Source organism: Aeromonas sp. ASNIH8 (assembly GCF_002919855.1).
GTDB classification, from domain to species: Bacteria; Pseudomonadota; Gammaproteobacteria; order Enterobacterales; family Aeromonadaceae; genus Aeromonas; species Aeromonas caviae.
Genome location: NZ_PQLN01000061.1, coordinates 15,548 through 30,200, shown reverse-complemented (window position 1 = coordinate 30,200; position 14,653 = coordinate 15,548). Strand labels below are relative to the sequence as shown.

Genomic DNA, 14,653 nt, shown 5'->3' with positions numbered 1-14,653 from the left:
ACTTCAACGCCCCCTCCCCGTATACACACTGGCCTCCTCGTGGTGAGCGTCAGATGTGTAAAAGGGACAGCCTCTAGGGAGCGGCCATGCAAAAAAGAGGGAAGGCTGTCGCCTTCCCTCTCTCGTCTTGGTGACACTCACCGGGCGCTCGTCCGGGTGAATGGAAGCCCTCAGGCCAGCTCGGCGCGCAGCGCCCGGGTCGCATCGACCATCACCTTCAGGGCTGCGGTGGTCTCTTCCCAGCCGCGGGTCTTGAGGCCGCAGTCCGGGTTCACCCAGAGCCGGTCTGCCGGGATTTGTTGTGCAGCCTTGCGGATGAGGTCTTCAATCCAGCCCTGGCTCGGTACGTTCGGCGAGTGGATGTCGTAGACGCCCGGGCCGATCTCGTTGGGGTAGTTGAAGCGCTCGAACGCTTCGAGCAACTGCATCTGGCTGCGGCTCGTCTCGATGGTGATCACATCCGCGTCCAGCGCCGCCACCGCCTCGATAATGAGGTTGAAGTCGCTGTAACACATGTGGGTGTGGATCTGGGTGCTGTCCACCACCGGGCTTGCGCTCAGGCGGAAGGCGCGCACCGCCCAGTCGAGATAGGCCTGGTGATCCTGCTTGCGCAGGGGCAGCCCTTCGCGGATCGCCGGCTCGTCGATCTGGATGATCTTGATGCCGGCGGCTTCCAAGTCAGCCACCTCGTCGCGAATGGCCAGGCCAATCTGCAGGGCGGACTGCTCGCGGCTCACGTCTTCCCGCGGGAAGGACCAGCAGAGAATGGTCACGGGGCCGGTCAGCATGCCCTTCACCGGCTTGTCGGTCAGGCTCTGGGCAAACTTCGTCCACTCAAGGGTCATGGGGGTCGGACGGTCGATGTCACGGGTGATCACCGGTGGCTTCACGCAGCGGGAGCCATAGCTCTGTACCCAGCCAAAGCGGGTGATGGCAAAGCCGTCCAGCAGCTCCCCGAAATACTCCACCATGTCGTTGCGCTCGGCCTCGCCGTGCACCAGCACGTCCAGCCCGATGGCCTCCTGGCGCTCAATCGCATCCTTGATCTGGGCCTGGATGCCCGCCTCGTAGGCCTGGTCATCGATGCGCCCGGCACGCCAATCCTGGCGCAGCACCCGGATTTCAGAGGTCTGCGGGAAGGAGCCGATGGTGGTGGTGGGCAGGAGCGGCAGTTTCAGATCCGAGCGCTGCGCGTCGGCACGCACCGGGTAGGCGCTCTGGCGATCGAAGTCACTGTTGGTCAGGCTGGCGAGTCGTGACTGCACCGCCTTCTTGTGAACCCGGCTGTCGGACTCCCGATCCACGATGGGCTGGCTGTAAGCCTCGATCTTGTCCAGGGCGCCACCGTCCAGGTAGTCGGACAGCAGCCCCAGCTCATAGCACTTTTGCAGGGCGAAGGCAAACCAGCTGCGGGTCTGGGGATCCAGCTCGTGCTCCAGGGTCAAATCCACCGGGCTGTGCAGCAAGGAGCAGGAGGAGGCCACCCAGAGGCGCTCGCCAAGCTTTTCTTTCAAGGCCTTGAGGGTCGGCGCCAGCTTGGCCAGGTTGGCACGCCAGACGTTGCGGCCGTTGATGACACCTGCCGAGAGTACCCACTGGGCCGGCAGGTGCGGGACCAGGGTCTCGAGCTGCTCGGGGGCCGCCACCAGATCCAGGTGCAGGCCGTCCACCTTCAGACTGGTGATGATGTCCCGCTGATGGGCCACGGACCCGAAGTAGGTGGTGAGCAGCAGCTTGCAGGGGCCGCTCAGGCGCTCATACGCCTTGAGGTAGGCCAGGCGCCACTCGTCCGGCAGGTCCAGCGCCAGAGCCGGCTCGTCGATTTGCACCCACTCCACCCCCTGGGCCGCCAGTTTGGCCAGGATCTCCTGGTAGACGATCAGCAGGCGATCCAGCAGTTCGAGGCGGGAGAAGCCGCTCTCTTTCTCCTTGCCAAGCCACAGGTAGGAGACGGGGCCCAGCAACACCGCCTTGACCGGCAGCCCAAGGGCCTTGGCCTCTTCCACCTCGTCAAAGAGCTGGCTCCAGCCCAGCTTGAAGCGCTGGTCACGGTAAAATTCCGGCACCAGGTAGTGGTAGTTGGTGTTGAACCACTTGGTCATCTCGGCAGCGGCCGCCGCCGGGCCGGTCGGCGCACGGCCACGGGCCACCCGGAACAGGGTGTCGAGGTCGGTGTCGCCGTGGCGGTGACGGGCAGGCACGGCGTCCACCAGCAGGCTGGTACCCAGCACCTGATCGTACCAGGCAAAATCCCCCACCGGCAGCAGGTTGACCCCGGCGGTACGCTGGGCCTGCCAGTGGCGCTCACGCAGGCTCTTGCCCACGGCGACCAGCTCGGCCTGGGTGGTTTCGCCACGCCAGTAGGATTCGAGGGCAAATTTCAGTTCGCGCTTGGCGCCGATACGGGGAAAGCCCAGGGTGTGTGCGCAGGTCATAGGTTCCATTCCTTATGCTCGTTTATCTGATGAGGATCTGGATTGTTTGGCCATCCAGATGTTTACACATCCAAAATGACAAGATATGGTGGCCTTGGCTATTGAATCCTCTTCAACTGGCTCTCAAGAATTTCTCAACTGACGCACAAAGGAGCAGTGCCATGGTCACGCCCACCCCATCCAGCCCCCCTCAGAGCAGCAATCTGGGCATCGATCTCAAACACCTGAAGACCATCAGCGCCCTGGCCGAGCAAGGGTCTCTGGCCGGGGCCGCGCTCACCCTCAACCTCACCCAGTCCGCCCTCTCCCACCAGCTCAAGGAGCTGGAGACCCGCCTCAATCTGGAGCTGTTTCTTCGAAAAAGCCGCCCTCTGGTGCTGACGGCGGCAGGCCAGCATCTGCTGGCCCTGGCCCGTCAGGTGCTGCCCGCCCTGGCCCAGACCGAGCGCCAGCTGGTCGCCCTGCACAGCGGCGAGGCGGGCAGGCTGCATCTGGCCCTCGATTGCCACAGCTGCATCCAGTGGCTGCTCCCGCTGTTGCCGGACTTTCGCCGCCAGTGGCCCGGCGTGGATCTGGAGGTGGAGTCGGTGCCGGGTTTCGATGCCATCAGTGCCCTGCTTGGCGGCCAGCTCGATCTGCTGCTCACCTCGGATGTGCAGGCCCGCGGGGATCTTCACTTCGAGCCGCTGTTCGCCTTCGATCTCACCCTGGTGATGGCGCCGGATCACCCCCTCTGCCAGCAGCGGCGCATCGCACCGGACGATCTGCGACCGGAGGTACTGCTGGTCTACCCGGTGGAGCGGGCGCGCATGGACGTGTTCAGCCGTTTCCTGCAACCGGCCGGGGTGGAGCCCGCCCGCTGCAAACCGGTGGACAACACCTCGGTCATGCTGCAGATGGCCGCCGCCGGGCTCGGGCTCGCCGCCCTGCCCCGCTGGGCCAGCGAGGAGTTCGTGCGCCAGGGCCTGCTTGAGGCGCGCCCTCTCGGGGAGGGCATTCGCCGCCACATGTATGGCGCCGTGCGCGCCGCCGACAAAGATCAGGCCTGCCTGCAGAGCCTGTTCGAGCGCATCCGCACCCGGATGGCGGCCCAGTAAGCCGGACACAAAAAAGCCGCCAGGATCAGGCGGCTTTCACCACGGGTTGCCCGCGAAGACGAAGAGTCGGGCATCAGCACTCGTCACCCCTCGCCCCACCCAGCCTTCGCGGGCAGTTGCCACACAGTTCCCCATCCCGGCGCTTGTAGTGCAGGCAGCAGCGCTGACGCACATAGCCCGGGAAGGCCTCGTCCCGGGGCAGCCCCGCCTCGCGCCAGCCCGTCAGATGTGCCGACGGCAGGCCACAGGATTCAAGCCAGAGGGGGGCATGGGCCCTCACCTCCTCCCGACTCACTTCCCCGAAGAAATCGGGTACCCGCACCAGGGCCGCCAGCAGATCGTCCGCCAGGAGCGGGCGCACGAAACCGGGGCGCAGCCGCTGCGCCGTCCCAAGGAGGGTGAACTGCCCCTGCCAGTGCGCCTGGAGTCGCTCCCCGGCCGTCTTGATCAACACGCCGACCTCCCCTCTGATCATGGACTCGGCCGGCAGGGTAAAGCCCGACACCACGCCGGCCTCATGCCCCTGTCCCAGCCTGCCGAGGGCAGGCACGGCCTGATGGCGGTAGACGGCCACCATGGCGAGATAGATGGATTGCCAGCAGAGCATGCCCCAGCTGCGGGTGAGCCAGTAGGCGGGCCCCGCCTCCGGGTGTGCCTGCTGCCAGTGCGCATGGAGGGCTGCGGCCACCTCGGCCGACGTTGCTCCGGTGGCATCGGTCAGTGGCGGGCGCACGTCACCGACCGCCACCAGGTTCCCCTTGAGGGACGGGATCAGGCTGGCCGCCGCCGCGAACAGGGCCTGGTGATCCGAGACGAGGGCGCGTTCCGCGTCCGCTTTCTCCCGGCCAAGGCCGCGCGGCACACCGCGCCCCCTCTCCTCGCCCATTCGTTGAAAGGGCCCCGGGCGCGTGCCGGGGCGCAAGGTCAGAATGCGTATTTGAGTCGCGCCTCCACGCTTCGTTCGGCCCCGAACCAGCAGTTGTTCTGGTCGTAGCAGGAGTAGTAGGTCTTGTTGAACAGGTTGCTGGCGCCAAGCGATACCCCCACTCCCTTCAGGCTTGCGCTGAGGGCGGCGAGATCGTAGGAGGCGGACATGTCCATCAGGAGGTAGTCCGGTACCTTGTCGGTGTTGGCGGCATCCATCTCGGCCTCCCCCACGTAGCGCAGGCCGGCGCCCACTCGCATCCCCTCGAGGTTGCCGCCGGGGTAGTAGTTGCTCCACAGCGACGCCATCTGTCTGGGGACCCAGACCGGCGTCTTGCCCTGCAGCGTGGTGGTGTCACGCGTGATCTCCATGTCCATCAGGGTGTAGTTGAGGGCCAGATCCAGCTGGCTGGTGAGATCGGCTCTCCCCTCAAGCTCGATGCCCCTGGAGACCGTCTCCCCGGTCTGCAGCTTGGGCCCGTAGACATTGTCCGGATCCGTCACCAGGGCGTTCTTCTTGGTGATGTGGAACGCCGACAGGGTCGCCGTCTTGCTCATGTCATCGGAGAGAAACTTGACGCCCCCTTCCCACTGGTGACCGGTCGCCGGTTTGAACGCCTGGCCCTGCTTGTCCGCCCCCGGCACCGGCTCGAAACTCTCGGCATAGCTCGCATAGGGGGAGAAGCCGCCATCCAGCTCATAGAGAGCGCCGACGCGGAAGGAGAGGTTGTCCTGATCGATGTGGGCCAGGGACTGGCTGTCCGCCCCCTGATAGAGGGTCCGGCTGTCGGTGTCCATCCGGTAGCGGTCGTAGCGGGCGCCGCCGATGGCCACCAGCCGATCGAGGCGCACCTGATCCTGCAGATAGACGCCGGTCTGGGACTGACGGATCACCTTTTTATCCTGGTAGTTGAAAGTGAGTGCCTCTGGGACTATCTGGCTATGGTTCGGGTTGAAAATGTCGATGCTGGGCGCCGAGTAGTCGAGGGTATCCCGGTAGAGGATATGGGCATCCAGGTACTGGTAGTCGACCCCGAGCAGCAGGTTGTGCTGGGCAGAGCCCGTCTGCACCTTGCCCGCCAGCTGGTTGTCGATGACAACGCCGCGAGAGTCTTCATCGGTGAGATAGGCGTTGCGGGCCAGGGTGCGGTTGTCCGCCGCCAGGGCCGCGTTGTAGGTGTTGCGCTGATAGGCGGACGCATCCATGTAGCGGGCATTTTGCAGCACCTGCCAGCGCTCGTTGAAGTCGTGGCTCAGCTTGTAGCCCAGCAGGGTCACGTCCCGGTTGTACTCGTTCCAGTTCTCGTCACCAAGGAAGGTGTCGCTGCCAAGCTGCCCCAGGGGGTTGGACTTGGCCGAGCCGCTGGCGGGCACAGTGGTGTAGATGCCGGCCTCGGGATCCTTCTGGTAGTAAAGGTTGAGGTTCAGCAGGGTACGCTCGCCGAGCTGCCAGTCCAGGGACGGCGCAAAGACGTAGCGCTCCTCCTTCGAGGTCACCGCCTGGCCATCCTTCTCCCGGGCCAGTCCCACCAGCCGATAGGCGAGCTGCTCGTTGATGGCACCGGTGCTGTCGAGGGTCATCTCCTTGAGGGTGCCCGTGCCGGTCGCCACGCTCACGTTGTGCTTGCTCTCCCGCTGGGGGCGCTTGGCGATGAGGTTGACCATGCCGCCGGGGGGCATGCTGCCATAGAGCACCGATGTCGGCCCCTTGAACACCTCCAGCTGCTCGATGGCCACCGGATCGATCTGGGGTTGCAGGTTCCAGTCGTTGTACTGGAGCAGCAGGCCGTCATAGAAGTTCTGGTAGTTGTCAAAGCCACGGATGTTGAACAGATCCAGCCGGTTGACCGCCCCGCCCCGCAGCTCGGTGTTGACGCCGGGCACATAGCGCAGCGCCTCGCTCACCGAACTGACACCGCGCAGCGACAGGGTCTCCCCATCCACCACCGAGATGGCCTGGGGCGTCTCGATGGGGTCGAGCCGGGTCTTGGTCGCGGTGTTGCGATAGGTCTGGCCGAGCACGGTCAGGGTCTCGTCGGCGGTGGCCGTATCCTGGCTGTCGGGCGCGGCGGCCTGCACAGAGCCTGCAAGCAGGGTGGAGATGGTCACGGCGACCAGGGTCAAAGGGGGGTGAACAAGCTGCATCTGATCCTCGATTACTTACTGCATGTGAATAGTAACAAATATCATTTGCATTTTATTGTTCTATTTTGCCCCGATATTAACAATTTGGGGCATGTTGGCGGGGAAGCGGGAAAAGCGAGGGTGGCAGGCACGCCATCTCCTATCGGAGGCAACATGGCAACGTCGTCGAGGCTCTCTGAGAGGGTCCATCATGGCCGCCTGATGAAGGTCACCGCCTTCACTTGCATCGTCAACCGGCGAGTAGCCATCACATATTCAGAACATGGCGGCATTTTCACCACCATATTTACACTCATCTGACAAGTATGGTCGTGTGTGCCCTCCCCTTGTTGATCCTGGTCAATCGCTATTGATAAATGAGGCGATAGCATACCCACCCTTTTATCAGCCCTGATTGAGACAATACCAAGCCATCCGGCGATCGCACCCTGCTGGTGGAGCTGGACGGCTTCCACATCTTCGGCGCCTTGCAGGCCGTGATGGGAGAGGACAACCTCTTCTTCCTCCTCGGGGACCAGGCCCTCGATGGCCACGGCAGGACCCTGCCCGCAGCCCGCCTGCTGGAAGGAGGACAACGTCTGCAACAAAGCGAGCCCACCGCTCATCCCTATCGCCTGGTGGCGCTCAACGGTTACAAGGAAGTGCTGGCGTTTGCCTGGGCGTACAACCAGGAGAACCTGCTTGCCGCCCCTGTGCTGGCGCTGTTGCTGGGGCTGCTCACCTTCTATCTGAGGGGGCGCAGCGGCTCCCCCCGCAGCGAGCTCGCCAGAGCCATGGCGGCCCGGGAGTTCATCCCTTATCTGCAACCCGTGATGGACAGGCAGGGGCGCCTGCGCGGTTGTGAAGTGCTGATACGCTGGCGTCATCCCACACAAGGGATGATTGCCCCCAACCACTTCATTCCCCTCGCGGAGGAGTGCGGCTACATAGTACCCATGACCCGCCAGTTGATGGCCCAGACCCGGGATTATCTGGTCGGGGTGGCCAACAGGCTGCCCCCCGGCTTTCACGTCGCCGTCAATGTCTGCGCCCAGCACTTCAAAAACCGGGACATCGTCGCCGAGTGCCGCGACTTTCTTCGCGCTTTCCCGGGCCAGGATCTGCGCCTGGTGCTCGAGGTGACGGAGCGGGAGATGGTAGATGCGGACGAGCAGACCCGCGCCATCTTCGATGCCCTGGACGAGCTGGGCGTGCTCATCGCCATCGATGACTTTGGCACCGGCCACTCCAGCCTCTGCTATCTGCAGATGTTCCATGTGGACATCATCAAAATCGATCGCAGCTTTATCAAGGGAATGAAAGAGGAAGGCCCCTCCCGCCATATCGTCGAAAACATCCTGGATCTCGCCCATCGCATGGGGCTGGCTCTGGTCGCCGAGGGGGTGGAGACCCAGGAGCAGGTCGAGATGGCACGCCACTATGGCATCGACTACTTGCAGGGCTTCTACTTCGCCAAGCCGCTGCCACCGGCCCAGTTCACTGATCTCCTGGCCAGCGCCACACGCCCGGAGCCATCCCGGCGCCATGCCGGGGTGAGCCTCCTTCCCTAACGGGGGGCGACGGGCAGCCAGTACTCCATGGTGGCCTCGGGCTGCTGGCCGTCAAAGCCGGGGGCATAGCGCTCCAGTTCGAAACCGTCCAGCCCCCGGTATGCCGACTCCGGCAGCCAGTGCAGGATGAACCAGTGCAGGCTCTCCCCCAGCTGGGCAATGGGTCCTTTGTGGGTGAGCACGGCATACTCCTGGGCCGGCACGTTGAGACTCGACAGGCCGGGGGGCGTAGGCGCCGTCGTGGCCACTCCGGCCCAGTAAGGCAGCCGCTCCCCTGCCCCCGACACATCCACCACCCCCAGCCATTCCCTCGACAAGTCCAGCGCCCCCGTCTCGCGCAGCGCTCGCCAGATGGCGGGCACCGTCTGCTGAAAATCCGGTGAGGCATCGAACAACCCCCGGATCGTGCCCCTGACTCCCTGCAAGGTGAACGTTGGCAGGCTCTCTATGCGCACCTGCACCAGGTTGGGAGAGGCAGAGCGGGGGACCGCCGCCCGCACCAGGGGCGTGCGCAGCCCCAGCCGCAGGCCCCGCTTGCGATACGCCAGCGGCGAGCAGCCAAATTGCTGCTTGAAGGCGCGGCTGAAACTCACTTCCGAGCCAAACCCGTGATCCAGCGCCACATCCAGCACCCGCAGCCGGGTGGAGAGCAGCGCCTCCGCCGCCATGCTCAGCTTCAGCTCGCGCACATAGTGAGCCACCGTCTGGCCCGTCTCATGCAGGAATACCCGTTGCAACTGCCAGCGGGACCAGCAGCTCTGCCGTGCCAGCGCCTCCAGGGAGAGCGGCTGATCCAGATTGGCATGGATGTAGTCGAGCACTCGCTCGATGCGGGTGAGGTGGGCGCGCGCCTCGGGTGCCGGCTCACGGAGTGGGTGGGGAGAAGTCGGTGTCATGATGCGCTTGAGACCACGCCAGCAGAGGGCGCTCTGGCCCGGGAGGGCCACATTAAACAGGGGTGTCGCGCCGACCGCAAGGCCGGCGCACCGCCTGGCTATTCATCCCGCCCCGCTCAGGGTAGACGGCTCTGGCCATGCTCGGCAAAGTGGCTGCGAAGGGCGCTGATCACCCGCCGCACCTTCTCCGGGATCTCCCGCTGGGGGGTGATGGCATGGATCTCCATGGGAGGGGCCAAAAAGCCCGGCAGCAGCACGAGCAACCGACCGGTGGCGAGATCTTCTTCTATTTCACCTTCCGGTTGCAGCGAAATCCCCTGCCCTGCCAGGGTAAACTGGCGCAGGGGCAAGACGTTGTTGCACAGCACCCTGGGCTTGGGCTTGACCTTGTGGGCCTCCCCCTTCTCGTCCAGCAGCAGTATCCCGCCCCCCAGCATGTCCGAGGCCAGCCAGTCGTGGGCCAGCAGATCCGCCGGGCTGCGCGGCGTGCCCTTGCGTGCCAGATAGGCGGGCGAGGCACACAGCAGCATCCGGGTCTGACCCAGCCTGCGTGCCACCAGGGTGGAATCTTCAAGCGTGCCGACCCGCAGCGCCACGTCGATGCGATCCTTGATGAGATCCCGCTTCTCGTCGTCGGCAATGATCTGGATGCCCAGGCCCGGGTGCGCCTGCAGCAGTGGCGAGAGCGCCCGCGCCAGGGGCTGGCCCGCCATCCCCACCGGCGCGGTGATCCGCACTTCTCCGAGCAGGCTGTCGCGCACCTCCGAGAGGCGCAGCTCGGTGTCGTTCAAGGTCTGCTGCAACGACTGGCAACCCTGCCACACCACCTCCCCCGCTTCGGTCAGGCTGAGGCGGCGGGTGGAGCGGTGCAGCAGGGGCAGGCCGAGCTGGCTCTCCAGTTGACTGATATGCTGGCTGACGGCGGACGGGGTCATGCCGAGGGCCTTGGCGGCACCGGTCATGCTGCCCGCCTCCACCACGGCCGCGAAGATGGCGTAGCGTCTGAGCTGATCCATTATGAAGCCCTGCTTACAAGTGAATGCAATTTTAAGTGGATTATTAAATCACACTCGGGGGCGTAGGATAGCCCCATTCCCACAGTGAAGGAGAATTCCCATGAAGATTGCCCTCATCGGTGCCAGCGGTTTTGTCGGTTCAGCCATCCTCCAGGAGGCCGTCAGCCGCGGTCATCAGGTCACCGCCATCGTGCGTGACGTGAGCAAGGTCGCCGCTCACCCGCAAGTCACCGCCGTGGCGGTGGACGCCCAGGACAGCCAGGCACTGGCCAGGGTGCTCAAGGGGCACGATCGGGTGATCAGTGCCTACAACCCGGGCTGGAGTGCCCCGGACATCTACGATCAGTACCTCAAGGGGGCCAGCGCCATCGTGGCCGCCGCCGTCGCGGCCAACAGCTGGCTGCTGGTGGTCGGCGGTGCCGGCAGTCTGGAAATCGCCCCGGGCGTGCAGCTGGTGGACACCCCGGAGTTCCCGGCAGAGTGGAAGCAAGGGGCCCTCGCGGCCCGGGATGGTCTCACCGCCCTTCGCCGGGAAACCACCCTCGACTGGCGTTTCGTCTCCCCACCGGTGTTCCTCGAACCCGGCGAGAAGCGCGGCGGTTACCGCCTTGGCACGGATCAGGTGCTGTTCAGCGGCGAGCAGCCCGCCGGGATCACGGTCGGCGATCTGGCGGACGGGGTGCTGAACGAGGCGCAAGCACCGGCTCACCTGCGCCAGCGTTTCACCCTGGGTTATTGAGGAAAGGCGCGCCAGCAACCCTTCCCATGACAGTCACACGGAGGGAGGCGGATGCCTCCCTCCGCCTTTTCTCTCCCGCGTCTATCCCGTCACGCCAATGTCGCTCTCACCCGGTACGGCCGATCGCCGCCTGAGCCGCCCGTTGCTCGTTCCATTCGCTCAAGTCCGAATTCCATTTCGAATTTTGTATATAACTAAGAATATTTTGTTGCTTCCACCTTATAACCTCGAACAGTAGCATCACCCTCAACCCAAACGGCGCCACTCAAGAAGAGTGCGCCCCGGTTTCGCAACACCCCGCACGCCGGGGCACGCAGACCCCGTTCACGGAAAGTGAGGAGATGCCCATGACCACCCCATCATTGCCGATCATCGATCTCGCCGCCCTCAAGGGCACCCCGGCTGCACGCAGCCGGATGCTGGCGCAGCTTGGCCAGGCCGCCCGCGAAGTGGGCATTTTCTATCTGGTGGGCCATGATCTGAGCGAATCGGCGCGCCAGGAGACCCTGGCGCTCGCCGCCCGCTTCTTCGCCCTGCCACTTGAAGAAAAACTGGCGGTGCAGATGGTCCACTCCCCCCACTTTCGCGGCTACAACCAGGTGGGGGCAGAGCTCACCCGGGCACGGCCGGATCTGCGGGAGCAGTTCGATATCATGAACGAGGCCCAGGCCCTGCCTGTGGCGCACATTCGTGAACCCTGGCAGCGCCTCATCGGCCCCAATCAGTGGCCCGCCGCCCTGCCCGAGATGAAAACACGTCTGCTGGCATGGCAGGATCGACTGAGCGACATCACCCTCACCCTGCTGGACGCTTTCGCAGAGGTGCTAGGGCAGCCCGCCGGCGTATTTGACGAGAGCATTCGCGGTGCCCCCTACCAGCACATGAAGCTCATTCACTACCCCGGACAACCCGAAGGCAGCAGTGGTCAGGGGGTAGGTGCCCACAAGGATCCCGGCTACCTGACCCTGGTGATGCAGGACGATCACTCCGGGCTCGAGGTGGAGACGGCGGATGGCTGGATCCCCGCGCCCCCCTTGCCGGGCGCCCTGGTGGTCAACATCGGCGAGCTGCTGGAGCTCGCGTCCGACGGCTACCTCAAGGCCACCCTGCACCGGGTGGTGAGCCCACCTCCCGGGGTATCGCGCCTCTCCTGCGCCTTCTTCATGGCGGCAAGGCTGGATGCGACTGTGCCACTGCTTAGCCTCTCCCCCGAGCTGGCGGCGCTGGCCGAAGGGCCCCAGAGCGATCCCGCCAACCCGCTCTTTTATCAGGTGGGGGAGAACGTGCTCAAGGGGAGGCTACGCTCCCATCCGGATGTGGCGGCTCGCCACTATGCAGGCGAGCCGCAGCGCGAGCCAGCGCTAGTCTGACAACCCGCCACTCGACATTAAAAAAGGGGCGCGACGGCGCCCCGGATAACACAAGCAGTCGGGCAACGACCTGACAATGACGGAGTAAAAAAATGAAATTCAAGACCATGAGCGTGCACAGCGGCCAGCGGATCGATCCCCAGACCGGCGCCCTCACCACCCCGCTCTACCAGAGCAGCACCTTCAGCTACTTCAACGCCCAGGCGGGCAAGGAGCGCTTCGCCGGTCAGGCTCCCGGCTTCATCTACAGCCGCTTTGGCAACCCCACCACCGCCGAGCTGGAGCAGAAGCTGGCAGCCCTCGAAGGTGCAGATGAGGCACTGGTGGTGGCCAGCGGCATGGCGGCGGTGAGTGCCATCATGTATGCCCTGGCCGACAGCGGTGATGAAGTAGCCTATATCGGCCCCCTCTACGGCGGCACCGATGCCTTCCTCAAGCAGACCTTCAGCCGCGCCGGCATCAAGATCACCGCCTACGAGAGCGATCAGGCGCTGCTGGCCAACATCCGCCCCGCCACCAAGGTGGTACTCTTTGAAACCCTGACCAACCCCACCCTCAAGGTGGTGGATCCGCAGGTGGTGGTGGAGGCGGCCCGCAAGGTGGGTGCCATCACGGTGTGTGACAACACCTTCCTCACCCCCTACCTGCTGCGCCCGCTCGAGCTTGGCATCGACATCGTCATGCACAGCGGCACCAAGTACCTGGGCGGTCACGGCGACATCATCGCCGGGGTGGTGGCGGGCTCTCACGCGCTGATGAAGTCGATTCGCACCGTGGCCCTCAAGCACATCGGCTCTCCCATCGGCCCGCAGGAGGCCTACCTGCTGCAACGGGGGGTCAAGACCCTTCCCCTGCGCATGGATGCCCACCTGCACAACGCCCAGAAGGTGGCTGACTTCCTGGATGCCCACCCAGCGGTGAAGAAGGTGATCTACCCGGGCCTTGCCAGCCATCCGGGCCACGATGCCCTCGGCGCCTTCGCCAGCGGCTTTGGCGGCATGGTGAGCATCGAGCTGGAAGGCGGGTTTGAGCGCTGCGCCACCCTGCTCGACAACCTGCAACTCTTCGTGCAGGCGGTGAGCCTCGGCGATCTCGAGAGCCTCGCCTGCCATCCGGCCAGCACCACCCACGCAGCCATGGACGAGGCGAGCCGCCTCGCTGCCGGGGTCAATGACGATCTCATCCGCTTCAGCATCGGGGTGGAAGACGCCGACGATCTGATTGCCGATCTGGCCGCCGCCCTGGCCCTCCTCTGATATCCAGTAGCGATTCCGGGCGAGTGACGCAATAAAAAAAGGGAAGGCAATGCCTTCCCTTTCTCTTTTCTGCCCGGCGCCCTCATCAGGCGTCGTGGTAATCCTGGCAGGCGCTCAGGGTGTTCTCCATCAGGCTGGCGACCGTCATGGGGCCCACGCCCCCCGGTACCGGCGTGATGAAGGCGGCGTGATTACGCGCGGTCTCATACTCCACATCTCCCACCAGGGAGCCGTCCGCAAGGCGGTTGATGCCCACGTCGATCACCAGGGCACCGGGTTTGACCCACTCCCCCGGAATGAAGTTGGGCTTGCCCACCGCCACCACCAGCAAGTCGGCCCGGCGCACCTGGGTCTCCAGATCCTGGGTGAAACGGTGACAGGTGGTGGTGGTGCAACCAGCCAGCAGCAGCTCCAGCGTCATGGGGCGCCCCACGATGTTGGAAGCCCCGACCACCACCGCATGCAGACCGTGGGTCTTGACGCCGGTGGTCTCGATCAGGGTCATGATCCCCTTGGGGGTGCAGGGTCGCAGCGCCGGGATGCGCTGGGCCAGACGACCCACGTTGTAGGGATGGAAGCCATCAACGTCCTTGTCGGGACGAATGCGCTCCAGCACCTGGGTGGTATCGCAGTGGGCCGGCAAGGGCAACTGCACCAGGATGCCGTCCACTTCCGGATCCTCGTTGAGCTGGTCGATCAGGGACAGCAGCTCCGCTTGTGTCGCCGTGGCGCTGAGGTCATAGGAGCGGGAGACAAATCCCACCTCTTCACAAGCGCGACGTTTGCTGCCCACATAGACTTGGGAGGCCGGATCCAGCCCCACCAGGATCACCGCCAGACCCGGTGCCCGTTTCCCCTGCGCCAACCGCTGTTGGACTTGCGCGGCGACCTGATTGCGAATCGTTTGCGCAACCTGTTTTCCATCAATGATTTTGGCAGACATCGTTCTTCACTCACCATGTGTTCAACTGCGGCGCATTGTCGCATTTTTTTGGCGCGGGTGTTAGCGGCTCTCGCAGGGAGGGCAATAAGTAGGCACTTGAATTTACTGGTGGAAAAAGTCGTTGACGCTGACTTTGGCGCTTGGGTATGATGCCCGCCCGTTGCCCAGTGGTGCCGCCGAAGGTATGCTGGATGGCGAATTTTCGGTGATTAGCGCAGCCCGGTAGCGCATCTGGTTTGGGACCAGAAGGTCAAAGGTTCGAATCCTTTATCACCGACCAGG

At 64.5% G+C, this 14,653-nt stretch carries 12 protein-coding genes and 1 tRNA gene; 7 read left to right on the top strand and 6 right to left on the bottom strand.

The features are described 5' to 3' along the window. Positions 1-170: 170 nt before the first annotated feature. Entirely contained in the window at positions 171-2,435 is a 2,265-nt protein-coding gene (gene metE / locus C3418_RS15675) for a 5-methyltetrahydropteroyltriglutamate--homocysteine S-methyltransferase (RefSeq protein WP_160839232.1), read from the bottom strand. 161 nt (positions 2,436-2,596) lie between these two features. On the opposite strand from metE, the gene C3418_RS15670 reads away from it, so the two are divergent. Then, entirely contained in the window at positions 2,597-3,532 is a 936-nt protein-coding gene (locus C3418_RS15670; RefSeq protein ID WP_103858846.1) for a LysR substrate-binding domain-containing protein, read from the top strand. 73 nt (positions 3,533-3,605) lie between these two features. Here C3418_RS15670 and C3418_RS15665 read toward each other — a convergent pair whose 3' ends face one another. Both C3418_RS15665 and C3418_RS15660 read right to left on the bottom strand, forming a co-directional pair. Next, complete coding sequence (locus C3418_RS15665; protein ID WP_181023110.1) at positions 3,606-4,418, bottom strand: siderophore ferric iron reductase; 813 nt, start codon at positions 4,416-4,418, stop codon at positions 3,606-3,608. Positions 4,419-4,456: 38 nt separating this feature from the next. After that, the gene (locus C3418_RS15660) at positions 4,457-6,601 is read right to left on the bottom strand and encodes a TonB-dependent siderophore receptor (RefSeq protein WP_069785648.1); all 2,145 of its coding nucleotides are present in this window, start codon (positions 6,599-6,601) and stop codon (positions 4,457-4,459) included. Here C3418_RS15660 and C3418_RS24130 point away from each other — a divergent pair. Further along, positions 6,587-6,901: a hypothetical protein gene (locus tag C3418_RS24130; RefSeq protein ID WP_139127970.1), complete on the top strand. Its 315-nt coding sequence runs from the start codon at positions 6,587-6,589 to the stop codon at positions 6,899-6,901. The genes C3418_RS15660 and C3418_RS24130 overlap by 15 nt on opposite strands. Before the next feature lie 134 nt (positions 6,902-7,035). Further along, positions 7,036-8,151 carry an EAL domain-containing protein gene (locus C3418_RS15655; RefSeq protein WP_103858844.1) on the top strand — a complete coding sequence of 372 codons (1,116 nt, stop codon included), beginning with the start codon at positions 7,036-7,038 and terminating at the stop codon, positions 8,149-8,151. Here C3418_RS15655 and C3418_RS15650 read toward each other — a convergent pair. Next, positions 8,148-9,047: an AraC family transcriptional regulator gene (locus C3418_RS15650; RefSeq protein ID WP_069785695.1), complete on the bottom strand. Its 900-nt coding sequence runs from the start codon at positions 9,045-9,047 to the stop codon at positions 8,148-8,150. The genes C3418_RS15655 and C3418_RS15650 overlap by 4 nt on opposite strands. Before the next feature lie 116 nt (positions 9,048-9,163). Further along, entirely contained in the window at positions 9,164-10,063 is a 900-nt protein-coding gene (locus C3418_RS15645; protein ID WP_103858843.1) for a LysR family transcriptional regulator, read from the bottom strand. 100 nt (positions 10,064-10,163) lie between these two features. Between C3418_RS15645 and C3418_RS15640 the strand changes: the two genes are divergently transcribed. The 3 genes from C3418_RS15640 (at position 10,164) to C3418_RS15630 (ending at position 13,428) form a co-directional block, all read left to right on the top strand. Then, positions 10,164-10,802, top strand: coding sequence for an NAD(P)-dependent oxidoreductase (locus tag C3418_RS15640; RefSeq protein ID WP_041211536.1), 639 nt, complete (start codon positions 10,164-10,166; stop codon positions 10,800-10,802). Between the two features lie 347 nt (positions 10,803-11,149). Next, complete coding sequence (locus C3418_RS15635; RefSeq protein WP_103858842.1) at positions 11,150-12,172, top strand: isopenicillin N synthase family oxygenase; 1,023 nt, start codon at positions 11,150-11,152, stop codon at positions 12,170-12,172. Positions 12,173-12,264: 92 nt separating this feature from the next. Further along, a complete protein-coding gene (locus tag C3418_RS15630) occupies positions 12,265-13,428 on the top strand; it encodes a PLP-dependent aspartate aminotransferase family protein (protein WP_103858841.1) in 1,164 nt (387 codons plus the stop codon). An 85-nt stretch (positions 13,429-13,513) separates the two neighbouring features. On the opposite strand, the gene folD is transcribed toward C3418_RS15630, so the two are convergent. Continuing rightward, entirely contained in the window at positions 13,514-14,371 is an 858-nt protein-coding gene (gene folD, locus C3418_RS15625; RefSeq protein WP_010674955.1) for a bifunctional methylenetetrahydrofolate dehydrogenase/methenyltetrahydrofolate cyclohydrolase FolD, read from the bottom strand. Between the two features lie 203 nt (positions 14,372-14,574). On the opposite strand from folD, the gene C3418_RS15620 reads away from it, so the two are divergent. Continuing rightward, positions 14,575-14,651 (top strand) — tRNA-Pro (locus C3418_RS15620). Positions 14,652-14,653: the final 2 nt, after the last annotated feature.

What these genes read in the sequence shown, in the direction of transcription:
- folD (WP_010674955.1), bottom strand. Translation starts at nt 14,371, where the DNA reads ATGTCTGCCAAAATCATTGATGGAAAACAGGTTGCGCAAACGATTCGC.
- C3418_RS15650 (WP_069785695.1), bottom strand. Translation starts at nt 9,047, where the DNA reads ATGACACCGACTTCTCCCCACCCACTCCGTGAGCCGGCACCCGAGGCG.
- C3418_RS15645 (WP_103858843.1), bottom strand. Translation starts at nt 10,063, where the DNA reads ATGGATCAGCTCAGACGCTACGCCATCTTCGCGGCCGTGGTGGAGGCG.
- C3418_RS15670 (WP_103858846.1), top strand. Translation starts at nt 2,597, where the DNA reads ATGGTCACGCCCACCCCATCCAGCCCCCCTCAGAGCAGCAATCTGGGC.
- C3418_RS15640 (WP_041211536.1), top strand. Translation starts at nt 10,164, where the DNA reads ATGAAGATTGCCCTCATCGGTGCCAGCGGTTTTGTCGGTTCAGCCATC.
- metE (WP_160839232.1), bottom strand. Translation starts at nt 2,435, where the DNA reads ATGACCTGCGCACACACCCTGGGCTTTCCCCGTATCGGCGCCAAGCGC.
- C3418_RS15665 (WP_181023110.1), bottom strand. Translation starts at nt 4,418, where the DNA reads ATGGGCGAGGAGAGGGGGCGCGGTGTGCCGCGCGGCCTTGGCCGGGAG.
- C3418_RS15630 (WP_103858841.1), top strand. Translation starts at nt 12,265, where the DNA reads ATGAAATTCAAGACCATGAGCGTGCACAGCGGCCAGCGGATCGATCCC.
- C3418_RS15635 (WP_103858842.1), top strand. Translation starts at nt 11,150, where the DNA reads ATGACCACCCCATCATTGCCGATCATCGATCTCGCCGCCCTCAAGGGC.
- C3418_RS15660 (WP_069785648.1), bottom strand. Translation starts at nt 6,601, where the DNA reads ATGCAGCTTGTTCACCCCCCTTTGACCCTGGTCGCCGTGACCATCTCC.